At 40.5% G+C, this 25,678-nt stretch carries 25 protein-coding genes; 13 read left to right on the top strand and 12 right to left on the bottom strand.

Translation table 11 applies throughout. The features are described 5' to 3' along the window. Positions 1–93: 93 nt before the first annotated feature. The 3 genes from KV40_RS19035 to rph form a co-directional block, all read right to left on the bottom strand. Entirely contained in the window at positions 94–792 is a 699-nt protein-coding gene (locus KV40_RS19035) for a Crp/Fnr family transcriptional regulator (protein ID WP_036484816.1), read from the bottom strand. Between the two features lie 353 nt (positions 793–1,145). Beyond that, positions 1,146–3,230, bottom strand: a complete 2,085-nt coding sequence (locus KV40_RS19030) for an amylo-alpha-1,6-glucosidase (RefSeq protein WP_072013844.1) — start codon at positions 3,228–3,230, stop codon at positions 1,146–1,148. Next, complete coding sequence (rph, locus tag KV40_RS19025; protein ID WP_036484815.1) at positions 3,227–3,943, bottom strand: ribonuclease PH; 717 nt, start codon at positions 3,941–3,943, stop codon at positions 3,227–3,229. The genes KV40_RS19030 and rph overlap by 4 nt, the downstream gene beginning before the upstream one ends. 278 nt (positions 3,944–4,221) lie before the next feature. Here rph and KV40_RS19020 point away from each other — a divergent pair, with 278 nt between their 5' ends. The 3 genes from KV40_RS19020 (at position 4,222) to KV40_RS19010 (ending at position 6,321) form a co-directional block, all read left to right on the top strand. Further along, the gene (locus KV40_RS19020; protein WP_036484814.1) at positions 4,222–4,509 is read left to right on the top strand and encodes a hypothetical protein; all 288 of its coding nucleotides are present in this window, start codon (positions 4,222–4,224) and stop codon (positions 4,507–4,509) included. A 252-nt stretch (positions 4,510–4,761) separates the two neighbouring features. Next, the gene (locus KV40_RS19015) at positions 4,762–5,613 is read left to right on the top strand and encodes a M48 family metallopeptidase (RefSeq protein WP_036484813.1); all 852 of its coding nucleotides are present in this window, start codon (positions 4,762–4,764) and stop codon (positions 5,611–5,613) included. A 51-nt stretch (positions 5,614–5,664) separates the two neighbouring features. Next, positions 5,665–6,321 (top strand): bifunctional 4-hydroxy-2-oxoglutarate aldolase/2-dehydro-3-deoxy-phosphogluconate aldolase, encoded by a 657-nt coding sequence (locus KV40_RS19010; protein WP_036484812.1) that lies wholly within the window; start codon positions 5,665–5,667, stop codon positions 6,319–6,321. Positions 6,322–6,409: 88 nt separating this feature from the next. Here the strand turns inward: KV40_RS19010 and psb30 are convergent, their stop codons facing one another. The 3 genes from psb30 to KV40_RS19000 all read right to left on the bottom strand — a co-directional run bounded on the left by psb30 (position 6,410) and on the right by KV40_RS19000 (position 8,992). Beyond that, positions 6,410–6,550, bottom strand: a complete 141-nt coding sequence (gene psb30, locus KV40_RS33520; RefSeq protein ID WP_072013853.1) for a photosystem II reaction center protein Ycf12/Psb30 — start codon at positions 6,548–6,550, stop codon at positions 6,410–6,412. Positions 6,551–6,686: 136 nt separating this feature from the next. Further along, the gene (locus KV40_RS19005; RefSeq protein ID WP_036484811.1) at positions 6,687–7,412 is read right to left on the bottom strand and encodes an ABC transporter ATP-binding protein; all 726 of its coding nucleotides are present in this window, start codon (positions 7,410–7,412) and stop codon (positions 6,687–6,689) included. Between the two features lie 155 nt (positions 7,413–7,567). After that, a complete protein-coding gene (locus KV40_RS19000) occupies positions 7,568–8,992 on the bottom strand; it encodes an NADP-dependent isocitrate dehydrogenase (protein ID WP_036484810.1) in 1,425 nt (474 codons plus the stop codon). Between the two features lie 460 nt (positions 8,993–9,452). Between KV40_RS19000 and KV40_RS18995 the strand changes: the two genes are divergently transcribed. The 3 genes from KV40_RS18995 (at position 9,453) to KV40_RS18985 (ending at position 13,468) form a co-directional block, all read left to right on the top strand. After that, positions 9,453–10,148 (top strand): GUN4 domain-containing protein, encoded by a 696-nt coding sequence (locus KV40_RS18995; protein ID WP_036484809.1) that lies wholly within the window; start codon positions 9,453–9,455, stop codon positions 10,146–10,148. A 373-nt stretch (positions 10,149–10,521) separates the two neighbouring features. Beyond that, positions 10,522–12,042, top strand: coding sequence for a GAF domain-containing sensor histidine kinase (locus KV40_RS18990; protein ID WP_052055781.1), 1,521 nt, complete (start codon positions 10,522–10,524; stop codon positions 12,040–12,042). Positions 12,043–12,109: 67 nt separating this feature from the next. Then, positions 12,110–13,468 carry an IctB family putative bicarbonate transporter gene (locus tag KV40_RS18985; protein ID WP_253274313.1) on the top strand — a complete coding sequence of 453 codons (1,359 nt, stop codon included), beginning with the start codon at positions 12,110–12,112 and terminating at the stop codon, positions 13,466–13,468. Here the strand turns inward: KV40_RS18985 and smpB are convergent. Next, entirely contained in the window at positions 13,465–13,932 is a 468-nt protein-coding gene (gene smpB / locus KV40_RS18980; RefSeq protein ID WP_036484806.1) for an SsrA-binding protein SmpB, read from the bottom strand. The two genes, KV40_RS18985 and smpB, sit on opposite strands and share 4 nt — an antisense overlap. 641 nt (positions 13,933–14,573) lie before the next feature. Here smpB and KV40_RS18975 point away from each other — a divergent pair. The 3 genes from KV40_RS18975 (at position 14,574) to KV40_RS18970 (ending at position 16,136) form a co-directional block, all read left to right on the top strand. After that, complete coding sequence (locus KV40_RS18975) at positions 14,574–14,849, top strand: hypothetical protein (RefSeq protein WP_036484805.1); 276 nt, start codon at positions 14,574–14,576, stop codon at positions 14,847–14,849. Positions 14,850–15,115: 266 nt separating this feature from the next. Further along, positions 15,116–15,271: a hypothetical protein gene (locus KV40_RS35055; protein WP_156114085.1), complete on the top strand. Its 156-nt coding sequence runs from the start codon at positions 15,116–15,118 to the stop codon at positions 15,269–15,271. Between the two features lie 64 nt (positions 15,272–15,335). Then, complete coding sequence (locus KV40_RS18970; RefSeq protein ID WP_052055768.1) at positions 15,336–16,136, top strand: aspartyl/asparaginyl beta-hydroxylase domain-containing protein; 801 nt, start codon at positions 15,336–15,338, stop codon at positions 16,134–16,136. Between the two features lie 146 nt (positions 16,137–16,282). On the opposite strand, the gene wecB is transcribed toward KV40_RS18970, so the two are convergent. Then, positions 16,283–17,404, bottom strand: coding sequence for a non-hydrolyzing UDP-N-acetylglucosamine 2-epimerase (gene wecB, locus KV40_RS18965; protein WP_036484804.1), 1,122 nt, complete (start codon positions 17,402–17,404; stop codon positions 16,283–16,285). Between the two features lie 349 nt (positions 17,405–17,753). Further along, the gene (locus tag KV40_RS18960) at positions 17,754–18,119 is read right to left on the bottom strand and encodes a hypothetical protein (RefSeq protein ID WP_036485055.1); all 366 of its coding nucleotides are present in this window, start codon (positions 18,117–18,119) and stop codon (positions 17,754–17,756) included. Positions 18,120–18,828: 709 nt separating this feature from the next. Here KV40_RS18960 and KV40_RS18955 point away from each other — a divergent pair. The 3 genes from KV40_RS18955 to KV40_RS18945 all read left to right on the top strand — a co-directional run bounded on the left by KV40_RS18955 (position 18,829) and on the right by KV40_RS18945 (position 21,286). Further along, positions 18,829–20,058, top strand: coding sequence for a PilT/PilU family type 4a pilus ATPase (locus tag KV40_RS18955; protein ID WP_036484803.1), 1,230 nt, complete (start codon positions 18,829–18,831; stop codon positions 20,056–20,058). A 91-nt stretch (positions 20,059–20,149) separates the two neighbouring features. Further along, positions 20,150–20,935, top strand: a complete 786-nt coding sequence (locus KV40_RS18950; RefSeq protein WP_036484802.1) for a circadian clock KaiB family protein — start codon at positions 20,150–20,152, stop codon at positions 20,933–20,935. A gap of 39 nt (positions 20,936–20,974) precedes the next feature. After that, positions 20,975–21,286: a TMEM14 family protein gene (locus tag KV40_RS18945; protein WP_036484801.1), complete on the top strand. Its 312-nt coding sequence runs from the start codon at positions 20,975–20,977 to the stop codon at positions 21,284–21,286. A gap of 248 nt (positions 21,287–21,534) precedes the next feature. Here KV40_RS18945 and KV40_RS18940 read toward each other — a convergent pair whose 3' ends face one another. Continuing rightward, the gene (locus KV40_RS18940; protein WP_036484799.1) at positions 21,535–21,924 is read right to left on the bottom strand and encodes a hypothetical protein; all 390 of its coding nucleotides are present in this window, start codon (positions 21,922–21,924) and stop codon (positions 21,535–21,537) included. Between the two features lie 149 nt (positions 21,925–22,073). Here KV40_RS18940 and queA point away from each other — a divergent pair, with 149 nt between their 5' ends. Continuing rightward, positions 22,074–23,186: a tRNA preQ1(34) S-adenosylmethionine ribosyltransferase-isomerase QueA gene (queA, locus tag KV40_RS18935; RefSeq protein ID WP_036484797.1), complete on the top strand. Its 1,113-nt coding sequence runs from the start codon at positions 22,074–22,076 to the stop codon at positions 23,184–23,186. Here queA and KV40_RS18930 read toward each other — a convergent pair. Together KV40_RS18930 and crtO are read right to left on the bottom strand one after the other, a co-directional pair. Beyond that, positions 23,120–23,941: a class I SAM-dependent methyltransferase gene (locus KV40_RS18930; RefSeq protein ID WP_052055767.1), complete on the bottom strand. Its 822-nt coding sequence runs from the start codon at positions 23,939–23,941 to the stop codon at positions 23,120–23,122. The genes queA and KV40_RS18930 overlap by 67 nt on opposite strands. 22 nt (positions 23,942–23,963) lie before the next feature. Beyond that, positions 23,964–25,610: a beta-carotene ketolase CrtO gene (gene crtO / locus KV40_RS18925; RefSeq protein ID WP_036484795.1), complete on the bottom strand. Its 1,647-nt coding sequence runs from the start codon at positions 25,608–25,610 to the stop codon at positions 23,964–23,966. Positions 25,611–25,678 lie beyond the last annotated feature (68 nt).

The following is a 25,678-nucleotide window of genomic DNA, read 5'->3' as shown; positions in this document are numbered from 1 at the left end:
GAACAAGAAGTTTCCTGGCTAGTTTGACAGACAAGCAGGTAGAAACTCTCGTAGATGTCTGTAATCGTCTGCTATTTGCTACTTGCTACTTTTTCACTGTCGATAATAGTTGTCATAGAAAAGCTTATAACATTCGCAGGTAGTATCTTCTAATGCTTCGCGATTTAAAATATTAATTTTGCCACGAGAATACTCAATCATTCCCGCTGGTTGAAATATTTGGGCGGCTACAGTTACGCCAGAACGACGAACTCCTAGCATATTACCGATAAATTCTTGAGTTAGAGGTAGATAATCTGATTGAGTTAAGTCGCTAACTGTTAATAGCCAACGAGCTAGACGCTCATTAATTGTATGATGAGCATTGCATACCGCTAGTTGTGCGACTTCGTTTAGTCTCATCTCCGTATAGCGAAGCAAGATTTTTTGCAACTCTCCGCCTCGTTGAAACTCCTGTTTTAAGATATCGGCAGGTATTTGAACTACATGGTTGGGTACTTGAACAATGGCGCGGTGTTTGCTATAACCACTGCCGAGAATAGCAGGAAGACCGACCATCCCCGTACCGCCAACCAGACTTACTTCAGTAGTTGCACCACTTTCTAAAGTAGATACTAAAGAAATTAATGCAGTTTTGGGAAAATAGACGGTTTCAATTTTGTCTGAGGCTTCGTAAAAAACTTGTTTGAGAGGGCGACTACTAGAAATTAAGTAAGGTTCCAATCGCTGATATTCGATTTTTGGTAAAGCTGCTAGAAGACGATTAGCTGCTCGCGAACGGTCTTGTGACATAAGCTCTTATATTTCGTATTATGCTGCTGCAAAAAAAAGCTAGCGGCACAAAAGAAAAACAAAATTTTAATCCTATGACGCTCGATAAATTTATTAGCGTTTCGCTAATAAATTTATCAGATTTTATTTTTTTTATTGTACTGTAGTAGTCATAACTAGAGGCATGGCTCATACTAAATCCGATTATCAAAACATACTTTCAGGTAAAGAATTTAAATTAGGCTTAAATTCTTTTGCCTTTTTCCTCTTGCCTTTACTTAACATTTAAGTGCTGTGTATAAATAGGATTTAGTATCATAACTTTTTTGAAAAAGCTAACAGCTTATAGCTTAAAGCTAATTGCAAAGCGATTTTTAATCGAGAAAGCTTAAGTCTGCGGTATTGAAAGTTGGTTGCTGATATTTAACGATCGCGGATGATTGAGACGAAAAATCTCCATGCAAAATTAATTGCCAGGCGCGTAACACTTCACCCACACTCCAAGCCTGCGCAAAACAGCCTCTTGGGGTAAAAGGTTTATCGCCGTCGAAGATTTCGCTAATGTTACCCAGACATCCAGCCTGTAAATGCTGCGCCATTGGTTCTATGAAACTTCTAGCTACCTGGGGATCTCGATATACGGTTAGATGTGCCTGAACGAAGTGTCCGATTAACCAAGCCCAAGTAGTTCCCTGATGATATGCTCCATCGCGCCTGTAGCGATCGCCGCCGTAAATACCTACATAATCGGGATGCGTAGAGGCAAGCGATCGCAAGCCGTAGGAAGTTAGTAATGTTTGGGCAACTTTATCGACAATTTGGCGTTGTCTGGCGCGATCGAACAGAGGAGATATACTTTGCTGACTGGTTATGGTATTGGGTAGAGAAACGGCAAAAATTTGATTGGGGCGAAAAGCCTTATCGTTACCATTAGGAGTATCGATCGCATCAAAACAATAACCGCCCGCAGCATTCCAAAATTTTTGAAATCCCGTTCGGGTTGTTGCCATCATTTCTCTAACTTCATCGTCGTAATAGCCTAAAATACGGCAAAAATAAGCCATACAGGTTAAGGCATTGTACCAAAGCGCGTTTACTTCTATTGGTTTGCCAATGCGCGGTGTAACTACCCAATCATCCACCTTGGCATCCATCCAGGTAAGCTGTACTCCTGCTTCGCCAGCATAAATCAAGCCGTCATCGTCTAAATGAATGTTGTGGCGTGTGCCTTTAACGTGCCAGTCAATAATTTCTAATAATTGGGGAAACAGTTCGGCAAGCAAACGGCGATCTTTAGTAGTGTCGTAATAATCGCGAATTGCTTCAAAATACCAGAAAGTAGCATCAACAGTATTATATTCTGGGCGATCGCCGCGATCTGGGAAGACGTTGGGTAACATACCCCGATCTATATATCGTGCAAAAGTCCTCAATATATCGCGAGCAATTTCAAAGCGACCTGTAGAAAGCGTTAGTCCTGGTAGACTAATCATGGTATCTCTACCCCAGTCGGTAAACCAGGGATAACCAGCAATAATCGTTTTTCCTGGTAGGCGATCGACAATAAAGCGATCTGCGGCGATAACTAACTGTTCGATCCAAGGTGGACTATCGTGGCGATCGATCTTATTGTGCCAATTCCAAGCTTCTATTAAGTCTAAATCGCGATCGCGCTGGCGTTGGTAAGCTGTTTCTCGATTAAAAGTATGTTTTTCTTCAGTGCTGGCAATAACAGTTAATTTTGCTTCTGGCTGTAAAGTAATGCTAAAAGTCGCTACGTACAGATGATCTTCTAAATTAGCCAAACCGCGATAATTTTCTACGGCTAAATAAAAGTTGTAATACCATATCGGCTCCAAGTGCCACTTTACGTTATTTGGCTCGACTCCAAAAAGAGATAGATATAAGGGTTTAGCTCCATCTAGTACCGTAATGCAAATACCTCGATCTATTGGTTCGATTTTTGTTTGCCAGCCATCGCTTCTAGTATTGCTATGGCGATCGCGATAGTTAATTAAGACTTTAATTTGTAAAGTTAGCGGTTGGCTGGCACGAACGAGATCGTAATCGATATAGGTAGTGTTTTCGCCCCACTCCATCCAAACGCGCTTATTTAGTAAAGCATCGGCACAGGCAAAACTCCAGACGGGGATCGTTCCTTCTAAAGCAAAAGTTTCTATATTTAAATAACCACTAGGATTGATAGCTCCATCTCCCCAGAGGTTGGTATCGAGAGCATACTCTTGCTGGATATACTCTACCGTTTCTGCCAACTTGGTCAGCATCAAAGTGTTCTCGCCTGGGGGTTTTAATGCTGCGATCGCCAAACCATGATAGGCTCTGGTTAAGATTCCCGAAACCGTACCGCAGGCAAAACCGCCAATACCGTTGGTTACCAGCCATTCTCTCTCGGTAGCCGCTACCAGATCGTTACAAATTCCTCTACCGATCGCGCTCATTGTAAAACCTGTTGTTGTACGGCAAGTAATTCTTTAATTCCCACTTCTGCCAAATCTAACATCCGATTTAATTGCGATCGTGTAAAGCTTTGAGCTTCGGCAGTTCCCTGAATTTCAATTAATTCCAGTTTGCCGTTCATTACCACATTCAAATCGACATCTGCCGCTACGTCTTCAAGATAATTCAAATCTAGAATGGCTTCTCCTTCAATCAATCCAACAGAAACAGCCGCTACAGGTTCTAAAAGAGGAGATGTGGTTAGTTCTCCCCGTTCGATTAGTCTATTGATCCCTTGTGCCAGAGCAATATAACCCGCCGTAATTGCAGCGGTTCGAGTTCCCGCATCTGCCTGTAAGACATCAGCATCAATAGTAATAGTTCTCTCGTCAATAGCTTTAAGGTCGATCGCCGCTCGCAAACTACGACCGATTAATCTTTGGATTTCTTGAGTACGTCCCGATAGCTTGAGCAATTCTCGCTTTTGTCGAGAGCTAGTGGCACCTGGCAGCATTCGATATTCTGCTGTCAGCCATCCCTGTCCGCTATCGACTAAAAAACGGGGGACTTGCGGCTGAATGCTGACGGTACACAAAATTTTGGTATTGCCACAGCTAGCTAATACCGAGGCGGTAGGACTAGTTACAAAATCTAACTCGAAACTATGGTGTCTGAGGCAATCGCTAGGACGGTTATCTGGACGTTTCCAGGACACGATACTTTACATTTCTCCAAAAATAGTCATTTAAAAGTATTACAGATAATGAGAATATTTTTTAGTCTTAATAATTCTAAGTTCTCTGTCTTGCCCCACTTTCAAGGGATACCTGGCTCTCAAGACTTTAATATTGCGATCGATCTTAACCAAGATATTTTATATAAATTTAAGATTTTTGAAATTCTACCTTAAACTCGAATTTTAAGTCTATGGTGGATAAAGGCAAGAAAAATATCTCACGATACTTGCTTTACTGCATTCTGATAGGACATTTTGTGAGAATAGCATCTAATTTTTTAGTTTCATTGCTTTTAGCGGCGTTAATGAGCTTTGCCGCTCCCGTAGTTTTGATTGGAACTATTTTGGGAGTTTTGTCGCTAGTTAGCTATTTTCCAGGCTTAATTGTTTTCCGTCAGGGAACTATTCACATTTTGGAATTCTTAGCTGTGTTTGGCAGTGGAAACCCTTGTCAGGGAATAGTTACTCTGGGATTGACTGTTGGTGTAGTTGGAGTATTGTTAGATATCTTTAATTTTTATCGCTATCAAAGTTTGCGAGATTAGCCCCCGTCGAGTTTTATAGTCATTCCCAATAGCAACCAGACGATTTTTGGAAAAAGTAGCAAGCAGCAAATAATATTTAAAGCTGTTCCCAATACATATCTACCATAAGAAAATTAATTGGAATGATTATATCAAGATTAAAATTTATTCTCCTTACCAAGTCAAAAAAATAGAAAATGCAACTCAATAAGGTTTGCTAGCGTCTAATAATAAGTAATAGGAATATTATTTGTTTTATAGTTGTTGGCAAATATGTTGGAAAAATTTTCTATTTTTTCGAGACGTAATCGAAAGCGTTGGTTATGCGCTGGTGTATCTTTAATTCTTACTCTATGTATTGGTTTGACCAATATCAAAGCAAGCTATGCGGTGTCTTGGGTAGAGTTGCTGTTGCGGGGAGTCCAGGTAATTCAATTATCTAGCATCTCCGACAAACAAGAAGTTGCTCTGGGTAAAGAAATCAATCAGCAATTAATTAATTCTGGTCAAGCCAGACTCTACCGCGGTCGCGCCATAAATAACTACGTCGATAGTATCGGGCAAAGGCTGGCAAAAACTAGCCAACGTCCCGATCTTCCCTACACTTTTCAGGTAGTAAACGATAAAAGCATCAACGCTTTTGCGACAATGGGAGGCTTTGTTTATATTAATACAGGCTTAATGCTAGCAGCAGACAACGAAGCAGAACTAGCTAGCGTTATCGGACACGAAATTGGTCATATTGTCGGTCGTCATGCCGTAGAACAGATGCGTCAAAGAGCGGTTTCTCAAGGTTTGCTCTCCGCAGCAGGGTTGGATCGTTCCCAAGCCGTCCAAATTGGAGTCGAACTAGCGGTGAGCCGCCCAAACAGTCGTTCTGACGAACTAGAAGCCGACCGCCTCGGCTTAGAAAATCTCAAACAAGCTGGCTATGCCCCTGCGGGAATGATTGGCTTTATGCAAAAACTGTTACAAAAAGGCGGTTCTGTTCCGAGTTTTTTAAGTACCCACCCCGCTACCAAAGAGCGTATTCAGGCATTACAGCAGCAAATCGATCCCGCCACTGCCAATGCGGGAGATGGATTGAGCGAAAGTACTTATCAGCAACAGATTAGCTCTCTGTAAAGCCTCTCTGCTAAGTTGTAATTAATGTTTATGCTCGTCAAAATTTAAGAATTGAAATCTGATAACTCAGTAGCAAAGTCGTGGCAACAACTACTCTTACAAAATAGAGTCATTGCTGTAATTCGCTCGCCTAAAATTGAAGTCGGTTTAGCAATGGCAAAAGCTGTTGCCGACGGGGGAATAAAGTTAATTGAAGTTACCTGGAATAGTGCCTATCCAGCAGCCACAATTTTGCGGCTAAGATCGGAGTTACCTCATTGTATTGTTGGTGCTGGCACTATTTTGAATCTCGACCAGCTACAAGAAGCGATCGCCGCCGAAGCGCAGTTTATTTTTTGTCCTCACTTTAGCCTTACTCTTTTGAAAACCTCAATTTTTCAGTATCAAATACCGTTAGTACCTGGAGTTCTAACTCCTACCGAAATAGTTACTGCCTGGCAAGCAGGAGCGACCACAGTTAAAGTATTCCCCGTTCGGGCTTTGGGAGGAGCTAGATATTTAAAAAGTTTGCGACAACCGCTGAGTCAAATAGAGTTTATCCCCACAGGAGGGGTAACGATTGACAATGCTAAAGCTATGTTAGATGCTGGAGCGATCGCTATAGGTCTTTCCAGCGATCTGTTGCTTCCTACAGCAGTTGCCGCTTGCAATTGGCAGGAAATTACTCAGCGCACTCAAACTTTACTATCTAAAATCAACACGATTTAACAAAGCGAGAGCTTTTTTGTGGCGAGAAGGCTATGTACCTTATCTATCTCCAGACTGAGAAGTTTCCCTTCCTGCCCTCAAGCGTGGTTTACATATCGCCACCGCGTAATGATAGTAAGAATATAACTATCGGTCCTGAAAGCATAACTAAAGCTACACAGATCAGTTGAAAGATTAAATTAAAATCAAGATTGCCAAAAGGACTAAAAAGGTTAGTTATAAAATCCATTGTTTCTCCTATAAAATTTACCCAGTTAAATTCGTAAAATGCTCTTGTCACCGAGACATAATCTATAATACAGGGCAAAGATTAGCTCTTTTTCAGTAAAGATACAAAAGTATATAAAGTTTTATTAACAACTGTCTTAACTTTTGTAGCCCGCGCCCAGATACAGTGCTTTTACCTGCGGGTCGTTGAGTAAATTGGCTCCCGTGCCTTCAAAGCGATCGCGTCCATTTTCTAAAACATATCCTCGATCTGCCATTAGTAAAGCTTTTCTAGCATTTTGCTCTACTAAAACTATTGCCTTTCCAGTCTGGTTGATAGCTCGAATTTGCTCGAATACTGCATCGACTAAAATTGGCGAGAGAGCAGCAGACGGTTCGTCTAACAGGAGTAACTCTGGGTCGAGCATCAAAGCTTTACCCATAGCCAACATTTGTCTTTCTCCTCCTGAAAGGGTTCCCGCTCTTTGTCGGCGACGGTCGGCTAAACGGGGAAACATACTATAAATAGAATTTTTTTGTGACTGAATCGAACCCCGACGAATAAATGCCCCCATTTCTAAATTTTCTTCTACTGAGAGAGAGGCGAAAACGTTAGACAACTGGGGAACATAGCACATTCCTCGCTTGACAATTCGGTCTGATTTAAACCCTGTAATATCTTTTCCTTTAAAAGTAATTCGACCTCGGTTGAGTTTGACCAGACCAAAAATAGCTTTAGCCAGAGTAGATTTTCCCGCACCATTAGGTCCGATGACCGCCACTATTTCCCCTGGTGCAACTTGGAAATTAATACCCTGAAGTATATTTAAATCTTTGATATAACCAGCATAAACATCAGTAACCTTTAAGATAGTTTCTGTCATAGGTCGGTTTTGAAAAAGTAGCAAGTAGCAAGTTAGATAAGCTTTAGAAAAGTAGTACTTAATAGAATAGGTAATAAGTAATAAGTAAATTATTTTGAATAAGCACTACTAACTACTAATAACTAACTCTTAACACCAAATGTTGAGTTTGGTATTTAGCTGAAGTTTTCAACAATGGCTTTGGCAAACTCCGAACATTTAAGCGGATGTTCTACTTCTGGAGTCATCATTCTGGCCAAATCGTAGGTCACTTGCCGTTTGGCGATCGCCTCACCCATACCTTGCTGAATTAAGTCTGCTGCTTCTTGCCAGCCCATATACTCAAGCATCATTACCCCAGATAAAATTACCGAACCAGGATTGATCCGATCCAAACCAGCGTGTTTTGGTGCTGTGCCGTGAGTAGCTTCAAAAATCGCACAATTATCGCCGATATTAGCTCCAGGACTCATGCCCAAACCTCCGACAATTGCTGCTGCCGCATCAGAAAGATAGTCTCCATTAAGATTCATCGTAGCGAGTATCGAATACTCATCGGGTCTGGTTTGAATTTGCTGAAAAATACTATCGGCAATGCGATCGTTGACCATAACTTTGTTACGCCATTGTCCCGAACCATGACTATGCCAAATTGAATCTAATACTGTAACAACTTCCTGGCGAATTTCTTCTTGTTTTTCTGGTGTTAGAGCATCATAGCCTGGTTCGAGTTTACGAGCATTGTCGTCTACACTAATTTCGGGATCTCGTTCGCGATTGCTAAGAATCCACGATTCCCGCTCGGTCACGCATTCGCTACGAAATTCGATTTTAGCCAGTTCGTAACCCCAGTCGCGAAACGCACCTTCGGTATATTTCATAATATTACCTTTATGCACCAAAGTTACCTGCTGTTTAGCTGGCGGCAGCTGCAAAGCATGTTGGATAGCACGACGAACCAAACGTTGCGAACCAGTTTTGCTGATTGGCTTAATGCCTATTCCAGCATCTTGAGGAATTTGTTTTTTGCCATGTTCGGGGGTAGCAGGAATTAATTCATTGTTGAGTAAATCGAGCAGTCGCTTGCCAATTTCATCACCTTTTTTCCATTCAATTCCCAAATAAATATCTTCAGTATTTTCGCGATAGACTATGATATCTAACTTTTCTGGATATTTATGAGGAGAAGGAGTGCCTTGATAATATCTACAGGGACGTACGCAGGCGTATAGTTGAAAAATTTGTCTCAGAGCAACGTTAAGCGAGCGAATACCACCACCTACAGGTGTAGTTAACGGACCTTTAATAGCGATTCCATACTCTTTTATGGCTTTTAGGGTATCTTCTGGTAAATACTGATAGGTGCCGTAGCGATCGCAAGCTTCATCTCCAGCATAAATTTTAAACCACTCGATCTTGCGGCGATCGCCATAAGCTGCTTTTACCGCAGCATCAAGAACAGTTTGGGTTGCAGGCCAAATGTCTACCCCCGTACCATCGCCGCGAATAAAGGGAATAATTGGATTGTCAGGAACTACTGGTTTTCCATCTTGAATATTAATTTTCGAGCCAGTGGTAGGTGGAGTGAGTTTTTCGTACATAGGTTGAGTCGATCGAATAAAGTAGCTAGAGTATAGTAACTCGAACAATATTTACTTAACTTCAGCAAACAAAATATTATAGCTACAGTCAAGCTTTTTCAATTAATAAATCGAACGGTAAGAACTAATAGTGATTTTTTTTACCATCAACACAAATATTTTAGGTATAAGACGGGGTCAGATCGTGATATTATTGTTGCCACAGAACACTAAGTACAAACACTCAGTGTCCGCTCTAACTATAGCTTAGATTCGACTGTGTAAGTTACAGATTACTCTGTCGTTTGATAGCGGAAAACCAATCTCTTGGAGATCGAACACCGTTCGAGCATTTAAATTTCCTTCTCCTTCCGCAGTCAGAGTTTCTGGAGGATAGGCAAAATCAAAACAGTCGCGTCTTCGCTCTAAGAACCGTTTAGAACTCGAAATTTAAGACTAGTTGCTGCCAAAGTCAAATTATATGGAAGAAAAATACGAGCTTGAGACTCAACTGCGATCGCCATCAGAGAAAAACCAGCTACAGGTTATTCCCAAGCTAGTCGCTACAGGAGAAACGGGTTTAGAAGCCCTGATGGAATGGATGGATTCCCGTCGCGATCGACAGCCCAATCTAGCATTGGCAAAAGCCTATCAAGCTTTATATCGGGCAGATACTCCTAAAACTAGAGAGTTTTTGCAGACCAGATTTCCCGATGGTATTATTACCCCGAACTCGCAGCGTGACGTTGATTATCAAAGCGTACAGGAGTTATTGGCAAAGCAAGATTTTAAAAGTGCCGATACTTTAACCCGACAAAAGCTCTGCGAACTAGCAGGAACGGCGGCACAGCAACGTGGATGGCTGTATTTTAGCGAAGTCGATAATTTTCCTGCCAGCGACCTGGAGACTATAAATCGTCTTTGGCTATTGTATTCCGAAGGAAAATTTGGTTTCTCCGTACAAAGGAAAATTTGGTTGTCTGTTGGTAAAGATTTCGACCGTTTGTGGCAGCGAATTGGCTGGAAAACAAGTGGTAATTGGACTCGCTACCCTCAAGAATTCACCTGGGATTTGTCTGCTCCTGAAGGTCATTTGCCTCTATCAAACCAGCTTAGAGGTGTCAGAGTTATTGCCTCTATTTTCTCTCACCCCGTCTGGACTCAAACATCTGTTTGACCGGGCTACAACATATCTTCGGTTAGAGAAATTTTAAAAGCTCGACTACAGCGATAAATAAACGAGAAGCAATCGGTTGCAAAATACAGAATAAACTGCTTTTTTACCAACAAAAATCCCAACTAAAGCACTTTTTTGGCAGTCAGTCTACCAAACACCAATAATTTTAAGGAAAAATGTTCGTTTGAAAAGTTTTTCGGGAACTTTAGAGATAGCAGACGTAGGAATGTATTAGCAGCTTTTTCAGTGAGAAAATCTTGTCAGGGAAAGTTACCTCCTAATACCTTCTTAACGATTGTAATCTAACCATAGCGATTGAAATTTAGTAACAGCAGTGCAAGCAGTAGATTTAGGGTTGAGAGTCAACAACAATATGACCAAGCCAAAAAACCGACTTTTTTGCCGTTTGGATGGTCTAACTCCCATTGTCAGAGAACAGCAAAGAGCCAAAATTCTAGAGCGACTCGGTTTATTGTCATCAGAATTAGTTCCCGTTTTTGAAGAAGCAACTCAAACCGCTTCGGCATTTTTGGAAACTCCGATTTGTATTCTTAGTTTGGTAGTAGAAGACGAATTACGTTTTAAATCCGCAGTTGGTTTGTCATCCATAGGTTTGATGAATCAGCTTGCGTCGCAAAGAAAAATGGCACTTAGAGAATCTTTTAGTACTTATGTAGTTGATAGCCAACAACCTCTAATCATCGACGATACTTTAACTGAGATAGTTTTTGCCAAAAGTTTGCTAGCGCAACATTACGGTATTCGAGCTTATTTGGGAGTACCCTTGATAAGTACTGAAGGAATTTGTCTTGGCAGTCTCGAAGTTATGGATTTACATCCCAGACAATTCAGCCAAAAAGAAGTTGATTTTCTAGCTCTAACTGCACGTTGGTGTTTGCGAGAGTTCGAGCGCGATCGCGCTATTGTCTGGCAACGAGAACCAGCCCTCAATTTAGTAGCTACATCGTCGGTAAAACCACAGCAAGCAAATTTGTTAGCTACTACCAACGCCATTGAAGAATCTATCTCGGTTGCTACCGAAGCAGTTGCCGCACATCCAGTCAAAGCCAAGCTATTAGCGCAGCTTACTCAAGAATTGAGAACTCCGTTGACTTCTGTAATTGGTATGGCTAGCGTTTTATGTAGAGAAGTATATGGTTCTTTGACTGTCAAACAGAGAGAATATTTAGAAATCATTCACAACAGCGGACAAAATTTGATTTCTTTGGTAGACGAAATTGTCAGTCTGGGAGTTTTGAGCGAAGGAGAATTAGAGCTCAATACTACTTCAATTGATATTGAAATGCTCTGCCAGCAGGTCATTAATAGTTTGAGTGATAAAGCCAAACAGCAACAGCAATCTCTACGTCTCTCTGTCGAGCCTGGAAATCGTATCTGGCATTTAGACAAAGATAAGGTCAAACAAGCACTTTATTATTTAATAAATGGCGTTTTAGAAATGTCGGAAGCGGGGGGAGAAGTTAGAGTTCACGTTTCTCGGCGCGAGCGGGCTTTAAATATTGCCGTTTGGATTACCCATCCCTGGTTGGGAGACGGTTTGACCTCCATAGAACTTTATTCTCAATCGGTTTCCAAAGCTCTGGCAATTGAAGCAGCCAACATAGAAAACAACTTTAATTTTGGTACGAGCGACATAATGTTAGGCAACAAATTGCTGACTTCTTCAGCTCTAATGAGTGCCATTAAAGATGGAAAATCTAGCGATCGCGACGAGGAAAAAATTCCTCGCGACGTTTTAGGACTTTTACTCTGTTGTCATTTAGTCGAACTTCATGAAGGTAGAGTAATCGTTCAAGGTTCGCCCGAATCTGGTTATCGCTATGTATTGCAGTTACCTAAAGCCCAGTTACAAGAAGAACAAAATATAGCTTAAGATAACTTTAGTTTGTCAATATTTTTTATTCTTTGACTCTGTGATACCAAACTGGAAAAAAATTATTTTGTTAGAGCCGCAGTCTAATCGATGGCTCGATGCTAGCTATCTCTATCGCTCCGTTGGTTGGTTCTCCGCTTGGAAACAGGGAAGTTGGTTACTCCAATGGTCAGAAGTAATAGGAGCTTGCTTATTGAGCATACTTTTTTTGCTTGCACCTGTTGTTTCTACTGGTTTGATTGGGGTGCTGTTAGTTGCTGTTGCAGGCTATTGGTTTTTAGTTACCGTTTCTGATGAGTCGCGATGGGGAATAACGCCCATACATTTACTAGTTTTTTTATATTGGTGTATCGCTACGATCGCCACCGCTTTTTCACCAGTCAAATCCGCAGCAGTTTCGGGTTGGGTTACTTTAACTTTGTATTTATGTTTATTTGCTTTAGCTTCTAGAATTTTACGCTCCCCTCGTTTGAGCAATTGGATAATTACTAGCTTTTTGGCAATTGCTCTACTAGTTAGTTGCTATGGAGTACGCCAAGAATTTTTTGGCGTAGTGCAGCTTGCCACCTGGAATGACCCTAATTCGGCTTTAGCCAACGATACTAGAGTTTATAGCTATTTGGGAAATCCCAATCTTTTGGGGGGATATTTACTGCCAGCGATCGCTCTTAGTATCGCCGCCATATTTGTCTGGCAGAGTTGGATTCAAAAAACCTTAGCCGTAATCATGGTGGCGATAAATTCTGCCTGTCTGTATTTTACCGACAGTCGGGGTGCCTGGCTGGCAATGGCGGCTTTAGTTGCTACCGTATTGCTGTTATTTTACTATTGGTGGCGACAGTATTTACCTCGCTTTTGGCGAATTTGGTTGTTGCCACTGGTGTTTGGTAGTTTGGCTGGATTGCTAACCGTAGCCATATTATCTTCAGAAACTTTAAGGTTGCGATTTGCCAGTATTTTTGCAGGGCGAAAAGATAGCAGTAATAATTTTCGGATCAACGTTTGGGAAGCAGTATTTAAAATGATTCGCGACTATCCCCTCACTGGTATTGGTCCAGGTCACGATGCCTTCAATCAGGTTTATCCTCGCTATATGAATAGTCGCTACCCTGCTTTAAGTGCTTACTCGATTTATCTCGAACATTTGGTAGAAATGGGATATTTCGGATTGGGCTGTTTTTTGTGGTTGCTCTTTATTACTTTGAGTTACGGTATCCGTCAGCTTACTAGTTTGCGCGATCGCAGAGATATTAGCGGTTTCTGGCTAATTGGAGCCATAGCAGCAACTGTAGGATTATCAATTCATGGCATTGTCGATACGGTCTGGTACCGTCCGCAAATAAGTACTTTATGGTGGTTTGTTCTGGCGATCGTCGCCAGTTATTACGACAATCTTACAAGTGTTTGGCGGCAAGTAAAATCTTAGTATTTTTTCACCGCTCTTGCCATTTCTCTCTCATCTTGACGACGTTTGATTGTTTCTCTCTTGTCGTATAGTTTTTTACCTTTAGCCAAACCGATACTAACTTTGACTCGTCCTTTCTTAAAATACATCTTTAAAGGAACTAAAGTTAATCCCTGTTGTTCTACCTGTCCGATCAGTTTGTTAATTTCGCGCCGATGTAATAGTAATTTGCGAACACGACGGGGTTCGTGGTTAAAATGCTCTCCACCCGCCTTGTAGGGAGATATATGAACGTTTGATAACCAAGCTTCCCCTTGACGAATAAAAGCATAGCCATCTCTAAGATTAACTTTTCCCGCTCTAATAGATTTTACTTCCGTACCGACTAAAGCAATTCCCGCTTCGTAAGTTTCTAATATTTCATAAAGATAACGAGCCTGTCGGTTGTCACTGACAATTTTGATATTAGTTTGTCGCTCTCCCATTGTTTAGTATCTGTTTACTGGTAATTTTTTAGTATACCATTTTGCTTTTTGTAGCAAGTTTAGTTTTATGTTTGTAGTCAGAGATTATTCGGTCGTTCTACGGCAGAGCGTGCTTTGACCGTTGGTCAAATTTAGAACTAAAGCTTATATTGTTAATATTTTTAAAGACGCTGCTCCGTAAACGCGAACGAAAAAGACTACGCTATCGTCAGTCGCACCCTTGCGAATGCGCTGCGATACAGGGCTTGCGTTCACTTCGTAAATTTACTTAGTGTGAGCAGTCCAAACTACTATATTTAACCAGGGCAGTAATTCTTCTTAACCAAAAACCAGCTAGTCTATAAATAGAAAATTGTCTATACATAGGTTAAGTTCAGTATAATTATTTAAATGATTTCAACAAAAACTAGAGTTTAAAGCTATTTATAAACAACATTGACTGCTTCTGAATATTTTGTATTAAAGGGTTAAAAGCCTTGTAAAACCCGTTTTTAGATATATTCTGTATATTTACATATTGTTTACATAAATTCCGCAACTATTACCCAAACTTTATACCTATTCTAGGTATTCCCCGATATACTAAGTTAAGAAAATCAAATAACTAAAAACACTATCTATTTAAGTTTGTCTACAAATTCATGGAAAACATCAATAACTATATCGCCTCTATTCAGCAAGAAATTGTAGCTGAAGAAAAAACAATTAAAGTAGCTAGATTAATTATTTTATTAATTAAAATAGAAAAAGAACTAACTACCGTAAAATCTACTTTGGTCAAGCTGCAAAACCACCAGCAAACTTACAATAAAGATTCACAGTTATCGGGACAAATAAATCAAAAAATAGCTACTGTTGATAGATTATTGGCAAAAATTAGTAAAGCTAGATTAAATTTAAACTACTATTTTATTTAACTGTATCTATTAATAAATTTATATAGCAATCCTAGGTGAATTGTGGAATTTTTGTTTCCTATTCCCTATTCCTCGTTCCCTATACAGAGATTTAACTGTTTATAAATAAAATAGGATTACTGTAGATGACATATAAATAGCAGCTTAATGTATGTAAAAGCGAAGTTATTTCATACTTACATACGCTATTTATGACTTGTAAAACATAAATTTACTCTTATTATTTATTTGTCACCGATACAGATAAAGATGCGAGCGCGAAGCGGATGACGGGCGGCACGGACGGCATTCGCGTCCTCATCAACTGGCGACGAAACATCATGCCTTGGATAGCATCGCCTTTCCGAAGGAAAGTCGGCAGTCACAGAGCCGAATGGCTCAAAGTACAGCACGTAAACGCAAACGCCATGCCCCCTGGATGACATAGCCCAATAATGAAGCCGATCGCGCTAAAATCTTCACTGAAATACTATCTTTTTGGTGACAATGAGGAGTAAACCAAAGCAACGTTATCTAGCTAATATTTGGCGATCGCTACTATCGCGTAACAAAATTCGAGATTGGCTAATTTATGATGTTGGCTTTAAGCTAGTTCAAAAATACGAACAGTTAATTCCCAATTATTCTTTAATTAGCAATACGCCTTTTATCGACCCCCAAGAGTTATCTTGGACTAAAGAGTTAGAGGCTAACTGGCAAGTTATTCGTCAAGAATTAGATGAGATTTTAAAACACGCCGCACAACTACCTAGCTTTCATGATATTTCTCCCGATCAGGCATACAACATAAGTAAGGACTCCTTGTGGAAAACTTATTTTCTCTATGGTTACGGAATTAAAACAGCAGAAAACTGTCATCGTTGTCCTGAAACTACACGTTTAATCGAACAAATTCCAGGAATGAAAACGGCTTTTTTCTCGATTTTGCTGCCAGGGAAGCATATTCCCGAACATAGGGGTCCCTATAAAGGAGTGGTTCGCTGTCTACTAGGTTTGAAAATTCCCGAACCAAAGGAAAAATGTCGTCTTCGGGTTGCGGACGAAATCAGATATTGGGAAGAAGGAAAAGCAATGATTTTCGATGATTCTTTTCTTCACGAAGCATGGAACGAAACCGATGGCATCAGAGTAGTATTGTTTTTAGATGTCGTACGTCCTCTACGTTTCCCTTTGTCTTTAGTAAATAATCTTTTACTAAAAATTATTGCTGTTTCTCCTTTTGTTAAAGATGCCGTTAACAATCAGAAACAGTGGAACGAACGTTTAAAACAATTGTACGACCGCTAAAAAAAGTAGAATGTAGGAAGGAATGCCTTCTTGGTGCGCGTTCCGCACTGGCTATCGCTAGAGGTCGCGACGTAGGAGGCGCAGAGGCTACCGCCTCAAGTTACGGCGATAACCTTTGTGGGTCGCACCGCTTATCTGTACGGCAATTATTTAAACTTACTGGTTAAATAATCGCTACTAATCCGCACAATTCTTTCTGAAGCACGACCATCGCCAAAAGGATTGATGGCGGTTGCCATTTCCTGATAGGCAGCCTCAGAAGTTAGTAGTTTACTGGTAACTTCTAAAATTTGTTCGGGATTAGTACCAACTAGTTTGGCAGTGCCTGCATCAACCGCTTCTGGTCGCTCGGTAGTTTCTCGTAAGACTAACACGGGTTTACCCAAACTAGGAGCTTCTTCTTGTAAACCTCCAGAATCGGTCAGTAATAAATGACATTGAGCGATCGCACCAACTAACTGAGTGTAATCTAGTGGTTCGGTCAGAAATACGCGGGGATGACTGGCTAAAGCAGCGGTAATCGGTTCTCTAACTGTGGGATTACGATGTAAAGGTAGAAGCAATGCGGTATCTGGAAAATGGTCTAATACTGCCTTAAATCCTTGCAAAATGTTTTTTAACGGTTTTCCCCAATTTTCTCTACGATGGACTGTTGCTAAAAGAACTCGATATTTCTGCCAGTTAAGACCATCGATCTCGCATACTGGCTGCTTTTTAGCAACGGCTAGGAGAGTATCAATTACAGTATTGCCCGTATGGTGAATTTCGCCCGTCACTCCCGCAGCTTTAAGATTTTTGACCGCCAATTCTGTAGGAGCAAAATGAAGTTGAGCTAGTTGAGAAATTAAACGGCGATTGGCTTCTTCTGGATAGGGATCGAACAGATTATTCGTACGCAAACCAGCTTCAACATGAGCTACAGGAATTTGCCGATAAAATGCGGCTAAAGCAGCAGCAAAAGCGGTAGTAGTGTCTCCCTGAACAAAAACTAAATGAGGTTCGATCTCTTTAAATACTGTCTCTAAACCCTGCAAACTATTACAGGTAATATCAGTTAGAGTTTGCTTGGGTAACATAATTTCTAAGTTGCGATCGGCTCGTAACTCAAATAACTGCATAACTCTATCTACCATTTCCTTATGTTGCCCTGTCAAAATTAAATGGGTTTTAATTTTGCTAGCAGCATTAAGTTGCTGAATTACTGGTGCGAGTTTAATCGCCTCTGGGCGAGTTCCCAAGATTACGCAAGCAGAAAAAAGTTTGGTCATTCACTTTATTATTGTAAATAGAGCAGCGATATAAGCTAAGTACGAGCGATCGCGCTCTAGCCTGACGGAAATCGCAACGTTAAGCAGTTAAATATACAGTTTTTGTTCGACCAGTATAACAATAGCAAATTAATTAAGTTATAAACTGCCAACCCAATCATCTACCGAATTCGTTCCTTTACACCAATAAGGATTTTAGCAACAGCAACTAGACAAAAAAAACTCAGCTAAAGCTGAGTGTTATACCATTACCTAAATTCTGAAAAATCGAGGTTTATTTCTTTTGGCATTTGCGGAATATTTTAAACAAGAAATATTATATTTCTAGAGCTTATTATTCAAAATCGATTTATTTAGTAGTTTCAAGCTGACAAGTTAGAGGACAAGAAGCATAAATAGAGGCGGGGTTTAACTTCTCGTTGCCATGCAGCCAATTCAACCAGCTTACTTCTTCAGGATGAATACCTTTAATAGATAGTATTGCCGCACCCAAAACTACTACCGAAAGATTAATTGCCAGAATGCTGCCTGTGACGAGTAAAACTGCACTAGTAGGAAAAACTGTTTGCAAGATAATCGCCGCCAAAATACCAACTGTAGCTACTAAAGCTCCTACTGGAAACCCTACTACCAACAAACAAACTGTTAGGGTAAAACTCCAGATTAAGAAGCTTTTAATAAAGGTCAAATAACTGTTCTTTCGTACAAATTCCATTATTTTTACGGGGATAAACAACAACAATTAAAGGAAAAAATCGAGCTAAGTTACATGCTCGACTGCTTCTTTATAAAGTAAGTATATAAAAACAATTTAAATAACTGTAGTTTTTTGAGAAGATTTTTACAAATTTTTATATTCTTCTTAAACTATCGACATGAACACATAAACAGCGATCCCTATTAGTTTTACGTCATTTCTTTCTTTAATAGTCATTTTATTATATCCATAGTCAACGTTAATCTGCGTTTCATAACAAACTATAGCAACCATTATTTTGTAGTCGAATTGAATTTGTTTTGAAAATAATCGGTTGACTCCAAAGATGAAGCAAATGTGTTTGTTCTCTCGAACTAGGCAGCGAGATAAAAAAATACAATGTCAAAATCTTTATTTTTTTTTAATAGTAAATCAGGCTTATCTATCTTAGGATCTATATCGCTCGCCACAGCAAAGAGCTATATACCCCAGATAAAATTTATAATTGCATTCCTATAAAAGATTAGAATAACTACGTAAATCACAACAACCTCTAGGCAATTTTAGTTGAGTGTTTTTTTTTAAGCGATTGCACTCAAGTTAGCGACAAATAACAGATCGAAGCGATTGTATTTAAAAGATAAATTATTTTTTACTGTTAACAACTTTAATAACTTTGGGAACTTTAGTAACAGTAACAAGTTAATTTTTTATATAGATCGGTAAAATGAATCAAAAACCTGGTTTACCGCCACTACCACCACCACCAAAAAATTTAAGCAACAACAAAAACAACAATTCAGCTGCCAAAACTGTCTCGACAACCAAACCAATTCCAGATCGTCTACCTACTTCCAAGACAGTTGCCCAACCCAATCGTCCTCAACGTTCTTCGGGGCAACCATCATTAGAAACCATCATCAAAACTGCATTTAAATCGGGATTTTCAGATATTCATTTGGGAGTAGGCGAAGTACCAAGATTTCGCGATCGCGGCGAAATGGAATTGACCGAATATTCTAAAACCGATCTCAATACCTTTATGAGTTGGCTATATGAAGTGCTAACTGATAAAGAAGTAAACCAGTTTAAACGAGATCTAGAATTTGATGGCGCAACTCAGTATGATTTTGCTCGCGTGCGAATTAATATCTTCGATAGTCTTTTAGGTCCTGCCTTAGTCATGCGTTTGATTCCTTTAAAAATATTAACTATGGAAGAATTGGGAATGTCGCCAGTATTTAAGGATATTGCCGATGCTCACAAAGGATTGATTTTGGTAACGGGTCCTACTGGTTCGGGTAAGTCTACTACTATGGCGGCGATGGTAGACTACATCAACAAAGAACACGCCAAGCATATTATTACCATTGAAGACCCCATTGAGTTCGTCCACCAAAGCCGTCGCTCTCTAATCAAACAAAGGGAGGTAGGGATTAATACCTTGCAGTTTGATAATGCCCTCAAAGCAGCATTAAGGGAAGATCCTGACATAATTTTAATTGGTGAGATGCGCGATCGCGGTACTGTTAACACTGCTTTAAAAGCGGCTCAAACGGGTCACTTAGTAATGGGAACCTTGCACACCAATAGCGCAATTAAAACTATCGAGCGGATTTTGACCCTTTATAGTGCCGAAGAACAAGATGCCATGCGGGTAGCTATCTCAGAATCTCTGGTGGCAATTATCGCTCAAGGTTTATGCCGCACTACAGATGGCAAGCGAGCTGCATATCACGATATTTTGGTCAACACCGAAACAGTTAAAGACTACATCAAACAAGGTAAGTATGACGAGATTCACAGTTTGATGCAAAATGGCGAATATGACGGCATGATTACTACCAATCAATCGCTGTTTGCACTCTATGAAGATGGTAGAATTACAGAAGAAACCGCTCTAACACAATCGCCCACACCTAATGAAATGGCAATGATGTTGCGTGGTAGGTTTTAGTAAGTTGGGCATTAGGCACAAAAAAAGCGATCGCCTATAGCAATAGTGTCCTCAAACAATAAATTATCCTGATAGTCAAGTTATTAATACATTGCCAAAATCGACCGAGCCACCCTCTTTACCAGACACCTTTAAAGGTATAGCTCTTTTTACACCAGGAGGGGATTTAATCTATGGCATAGATGCCGAGCGGCGATCGCGTTGGCATATTCATTTATGTTCGGGCTTACAAGAAATTTGGGGTTTGTCCGAAACCCCTCATTTTTTAGTGCCTGGATACACTGCTACGGTAGATTGCTGGCGCGATCGCCACAGCCAACAGCTACAAGTTGTTGCCGAAACATATCCTGCTGTAAAACGCTATATACCCTTGCTGAACACCGTATTTGGACTGGAGGAACCTGTAAAATGGAAAATTATTTCCTGGCAAGAAGAATATTGTAGTCGCGCAATTTTGGAAACTTACCGCCAGCAATTTCCCCAGCTTTGGGAAGAACGAGATTTAATCGTTCGTTTAGATCCATCTGGCGATCGCTCCACAGTAACGGAAAACTTACAAGAATCAGATACTCTAGCGGGATCGAAGTCTTTGACAACCTCCCAAACCACTCAAGGTGAATATGTGTTACGACTATTTATTTCCAGTAGCGATCGCCATACCGAAAAAACTCTGGCACACATCCATCAACTTTTAGAACGGGGTCTTACCACTCCCTATACCCTCAAAGTAATCGATATCGATAAACATCCCGAAAGAGGTAGAAAAGAGCGGGTAATAATAACACCTACATTAATTAGAGTATTTCCCCAACCAGTTAAACGTATAGTTGGCGAATTAAATAATATTCAGCAAGTTTTACAAATTATTTCCAGTTAATATATTGGGCAAGTAGTTTACAGTAACCACTAAAATAAAATGAACTTGTCCGTATTTGCAGCGATCGCCTATGGATTGCTTACTTTTTGTGGCGGCATTGTAGGTTATATGCAAGCTAAAAGTAAAGCTTCGCTTATTTCTGGCTGTTTGAGCGGTATTCTGTTGCTAATAGCCGCTTGGTTGCAGTTTCAAGATATAGGTTTTGGCTTAATTCTAGCTCAAATTATAACTCTACTATTAATAGTCGTATTTGCCGTTCGTTTGGTAAAAACTAAAAAATTTATGCCTGCAGGAATTATGCTGGTAGCTGGTGCGATCGCTCTGGTTTTGCTATTTTCGGAAAATTACTGAGAGACGGGGCGCAATACTTCTCGTTTGACAAGTTCATTATTCGGTCATAGGGGTCACTCGGCGATCGTGGAAATGGGGAATGAGGAATTGAGGAATGCCTCTACTTCTCTAAATCCCAAAATCCCGAATTTTAGATAGGGGATTGTCCCTAAATCTCTATTTTCCTAATTCTTAGCAACTATTTATACAAAGCTGAAACTCTCAAACAAGAAGTGTTAAGACGGGGCGTATAAAACTAACAGTTGGAGTTAGGCTAGAGTTTCTGGACAATACCCCAGACCCCTAGTAAACTGTTGGCGAAAAGCTTCTATTTCTTTAATGTCGGGTTCGCCGTGAGCGACAATTGCCACTTGATAGCGTCGCATAACCTCTACGGGTGATTGTCCTGTTTCTAAACTCCAAAAGACCATTTTCAAACGCATTTCAGGTTGGTAAGCTATGCCCAGTTCATTCATAAAAGCTCGAAAATTACCATGATGTAAGGGCGTGAGGGGCTGGGGAAACCGAACCTTGACGATCCAGCCGTCAATTTGATGAATTACCGTAATTGAAGCTTTGGCTGCATGCTTCATCGAGCGCAAATAATCTATTGCTCTTAACGTTGCGCTGGCATTAGTTAAAAAATAAAGATAGTCCATTAAAAATCTTGTCTTGGAATCTTCAGATATACTTTATATTCTGACAAACAATAGCCAACTTCTGCTTGGGGAAAAGCACCCGATCTTTTAAATTTAATCTAGGGGAAATTACCCAAATCCCAGGGTTTATAGTGTACGACCAACTTAGTATGAATGAGGATTTTTTACTCTCTAGCTACAATTATCAGCTACCTTCTAGTTCGATTGCTCAAAATCCTGCTATACCAAGAGATAGTTCGCGATTATTAGTAGTGAATTCCCCTAACGAGCATATTCACTGCATTTTTCGCCAGCTTCCACACTGCCTCTTACCAGGAGATTTGTTGGTTTTTAACAATACCCGCGTTATTCCCGCTCGCTTGTATGGTTATAAATCCACTGGTGCGACTGTAGAAATTTTACTTTTAGAAGAGAAAGAAAAAAATCTCTGGCTGGCATTAGTTAAGCCTGGTAAGCGTTTTGCTTTGGGGAGTGAAATTATCTTTACTCCACACACAAAAAGTTCTCAGCCTCAAATCGAACTTAAAGCTACAGTAGTCGATCGCGATGAAGCGACGGGAGGAAGAATTTTACAATTTGAACTGCCTCCCCAGCAGTCTTTCTGGCAAGTTTTAGAGCAGTTTGGCGAGGTTCCCATACCGCCTTATATTACTAATACTCAAAGCGATGTCAGTCAATACCAAACGGTTTTTGCTCAAAGAGAAGGAGCAGTAGCAGCACCCACCGCAGGACTGCATTTTACTCCACAATTATTACAAAAACTTCAGCAACAAAATATCGATAGAGCTTACATTACCCTTCATGTAGGTATAGGTACTTTTCGTCCTGTAGAAGCAGATAAAATTCTCAACCACACCATGCACCAGGAATGGATTGATGTCAGCCTCGATACAGTAAAGAAGATCGAACAAACAAAAGCAAGAGGTGGTAGAGTTATTGCGGTGGGCACTACAGCAAGCAGAGCTTTAGAAGGTGCGGCAAAGGCTGCAAAGCTCGCAGGAAAAAATTCTTTACAGCCCTATACGGGCAAAACCGACCTATTTATTTATCCTGGTTATCAGTGGCAGGTTATTGATGGTTTAATTACAAATTTTCATCTGCCTGGTTCGAGTTTATTGATGATGGTTAGTGCTTTGATTGGTAGAAAAAGGTTGTTGGCTTTATACCAAGATGCGATCGCACATAACTATCGTTTTTATTCTTTTGGCGATGCAATGTTAATCTTACCCGAAGCAAAACTAGAACAATATTCCCAAACATAAACGCTGGTTTTGTAATATAAATAAACTAAACTTTGGCGGTCGCAATGTTGACTGTGTAATTCATTTAAATCGTTAACAAGTTGCTGATGGCTAACTCCAGCTTTTGGTATGTAAGAAGAACTCATCGCCAAGCCAATTAAACTAGTTTTATCTAACGGTTGTCGATAGGGAAAACTACGGTAGCGAACATTAGGTAGGAGAGAACTAATATACTGCTCGTGATATTTATTCATACGATGGGCAACTGAACTTTTGCCGCCTACTTTATCGATTATCTGCCCATGTTGGCGTGTAAATTCATCTTTACCATCTATATCGCGATCGTTCCAAACCAAAGCAATTTTGCCTTCAGGCTTGAGAATACGCTGAAATTCTCGAAGAGTGGGTTCGATCTCAAACCAGTGAAAAGATTGAAAACAGGTGACTAAATCTACAGATGAGTTTGGTAAATTAGTATTTTCTGCATTGCCATCACGATATTTTACTAAAGGATGAGGTGTTGCAGCCTGTCTCATCGCCCCATTGGGTTCGATCGCTATTACCTTAACTTTTTTGTCTGCTAGCAAACGGGAAGAAATACCCGTTCCCGCACCAATATCTACTGCCGTTAGTTTCGCTGAATCTTGCCAACCCTCTAAAATAAACTCGATCGCCTCTGTAGGATAACTCGGTCGATACTTGGCATAGTCCTCGGCGCGGTTGCTAAATCTACCTTGAGGATTCATTTGGTGTAATTCGAGGTCAGAAGTATTCATATTATTTATTGCTTAAAAAATTTCAATCAAACAGAGAACGCAATTTGGCACCAAAATTTTGCCTACTTAAAAAGACTCTGGCGCAGTTACGCCCTGGCATTCCCGAAATTGACCCTCCTGGATGAGTTCCCGCACCTGTGAGATATAAGTTTTTAACTGGTGTAGTGTAATTAGAAATTTCTGGCAGGGGACGCAAGAAAATCATCTGATCTAAGGACATATCCAGATGATAGTAATTACCTTTATAGGAACCCAGTCTTTCCCCTAGCTCGGCAGGACTTTCGACCCGACGAGCGATAACTGCATCTTTAATATTGGGGGCATAATCTGCCAGTTTGTTCATTACCCGATCTGCCACGCGCTCTTTAAGCTCGTCCGTCCAACCCGTACCGTTTAAACCCGTTCCTTCCTTTCCTGCTATTTGATAGGGAGCAAAAAATTCAATCCACAAAGTATGTTTGTCTGGTGGTGCGAGAGTGGGGTCTAGTACCGAGGGAATGTCTAAATACATCGAAGGATCGCCATCGGGAATTTGCCCCATTGCCGCGAGGGAATGAGCCTGTTCTACATGGGCAACAGAATCGGCAATTAACACAGTGCCTATTAGGTGTTGGTTATCTTGCCCTTCATAGGCAGTAAAGCGTGGCGGTTCTGACAAAGCACAGTCAATTTTAAGAATCGTTTCGTTGTTGTTAACAATTCTTCGCTCGATTTTTTGTTCGAGATCGGCAGCAATTGTCCCCGATTCGATTAACTGTAAAAATAACCGCTGCACGTCGATGTTAGAAATTATACCTTTACTAGCTCGATAACTTTTACCTCCAGCTACCGTGACACCTACGGCGCGATCGCCTTCGATAATTACTTCTTTAACCACCCGATCGGTTAGAATTTCTCCTCCCAAACTAGTTACTAACTTAACTAATGCCTGAGTTAAGGCTCCAGTTCCTCCTTCAGGTCTGGCTATTCCTGGATGATGGCGCATTGCTACCATCATCAATCCCGAAGTCATGCCTTTTTGTGAAGGCGCACCGCCAATTTCTGCTGCTAGTCTGGCAAGGGGGGCTTTAACAATTTCGGTATCGAACCATTCGTTGAGTACGTCTTCGGGAGAAGTAATCATGGTGCGAATAAAGTTTAAGGCTTTGTTTTTCGAGCCTGCGATCGCCAATACGTCGCTTAAATTCTGCGGTCGCAAATTTTTGGCAATATCGATAACTGACTGTGGTGGTGCATTAAAAAAGGGCGAAACTGCACTCAGCAACCGCGACCAATAACCGACAAATTCGACGTATTTTTCAGCATCTCGCTGACTGTAACGAGCAATATTAGCAGCTGTTTTTGTTAGCGATTGATGACCTAAAAAATATTTGCCGTCGGGATGGGGACAAAAAGTATGAGGATCGCAAGTAAGATACTTTAAACCATATTTGTGTAGCTGTAGCTCTTGCAAAACTGGTCCTAGAAAAATAAACTCGTGGTCGATGGCGCAGAGATTGAACTTGAAACCAGGAGCTTTATCGGGTATGGCTACTTCTGTAGTAGCTGCACCCCCAGGAACGGGTCGTTTCTCCAGTAATAAAACACTATATCCAGCTTTTAGCAAATATGCAGCGCAAACTAGACCATTGTGACCCGCCCCAATAACAATCGCATCGTACGTTTTCATTAAAATTCAAATTCCTTGGTTACCCTGGTAAAATCTTATTAATATTGTTATTGAAAAACTAGCGAGAT

This window comes from Myxosarcina sp. GI1 (genome assembly GCF_000756305.1).
Classification (GTDB): domain Bacteria; phylum Cyanobacteriota; class Cyanobacteriia; order Cyanobacteriales; family Xenococcaceae; genus Myxosarcina.
Note: the sequence above shows the minus strand (reverse complement) of the source record. Positions and strands in the feature narration are given on the sequence as shown.